Source organism: Streptomyces sp. NPDC006655, assembly GCF_040703965.1.
Lineage (GTDB): Bacteria > Actinomycetota > Actinomycetes > Streptomycetales > Streptomycetaceae > Streptomyces.
This window is the reverse complement of sequence record NZ_JBEYJU010000258.1, coordinates 1-1,222: the sequence shown is the minus strand read 5'-3', so window position 1 is coordinate 1,222 and position 1,222 is coordinate 1. Positions and strand designations below refer to the sequence as shown.

General features: G+C 68.7%; 1 protein-coding gene. It reads right to left on the bottom strand.

Annotated features, from left to right (window positions below):
• A partial coding sequence (locus AB0958_RS45165) for a helix-turn-helix transcriptional regulator (protein WP_366896299.1) occupies positions 1 to 748 on the bottom strand: 748 nt, incomplete at its 3' end.
• Positions 749 to 1,222 lie beyond the last annotated feature (474 nt).

Genomic DNA, 1,222 nt, shown 5'->3' with positions numbered 1-1,222 from the left:
GGCACTGCTCGGGATCCACCAGCATCTCGGAGTAGAGCTCCAGTTCCCCCAGCTCGGGGTGCAGGTAACGCTTGAGGTCGTGGTGATGGGTCACCTCCACCTCGTGCAGCCGCCAGACCTCCGCGAACTCGGGACTGGCCTCGAGCAGAGCCGCGACGATCTCACCGGCCCTGCCCGTGGGATCGGCCGTGTAGGCGTCCCGGATCCCCGCGGCGAGAACCTTGCCCCGCCGCGGATGGTCCTCCGCCGGATGGAGGCCGCGGACCTGCTGATCGCCGGTGAACCAGCGGTAGACCAGATACCGGGACAGCCCCGAGTAGCGGGTGAAATCACCGAGCAGCGCGACCGCCGGAGGTGTCTGCAGGAGCGTCTCACCGAAGCGCGACATCAACATCGCCGGCACATTGAGGAGACCGCCGACGATCCGCATCATGGTGGGACCGACATGATCATCTCTCATGATCCGCTGGGACGCGGGAACGCCGCCGAGGGTGAAGAGGTGGTCGCGCTCGTCCAGGCTGAGCCGCAACGCCCGCGCGAGCGCCACGAGCATCCGCTCCGAGGGGGCCGGACCACGCTGCTGCTCGATCCGGCTGTAGTAATCGGCCGGCATACCGGCCAACGCCGCCACCTCCTCGCGCCGCAGCCCACCGGTGCGGCCCCGCTGCCCGCGAGGAAGCCCGACATCCTGCGGCTGCAACGCCTCACGGCGTTCGCGGAGAAAATCCGCCAGCAACACCCGGTCCATCGTCCGATCTCCTTTGTTCGACAAGCCCATCCTGGCGCGGACGGCAGAGCGGATGAAGGGCCACTTCATCAGGGGACGGGTTGTCCGTGGCTGGGCCGGAAGCGCTGCACAGGCACAGCCGGACGGCCCTCATCCGCCCCGGGCGGCATGACTCATGCCGAACTCGGTCCCCGTCTGCTGGAGGGCGGACACCCATGGCCATGGTCGGCACGTGCTCGCGCATCAGCCGCTGGAAGTGGGGTGCGGTCGCGGAACGGTGGTCCACGGTGAACTCCCCGGACAGGCAGAACCAGGTGACCGGGAGGCGCCGGCCCGCACCATGCGCTCGACGGCGACAGAGTGGGTCTCGGCTGTCAGGCTCGCTGCGGCATCCACGATCAGCTAGGGCCCTTCTGATGGATCTCCGTGGAAGAAGGAGCGGCGTTCGGTGCGTGCGATCGGCGTGCGGGGTGGCGGGTCATGTGGCGGAGCCAC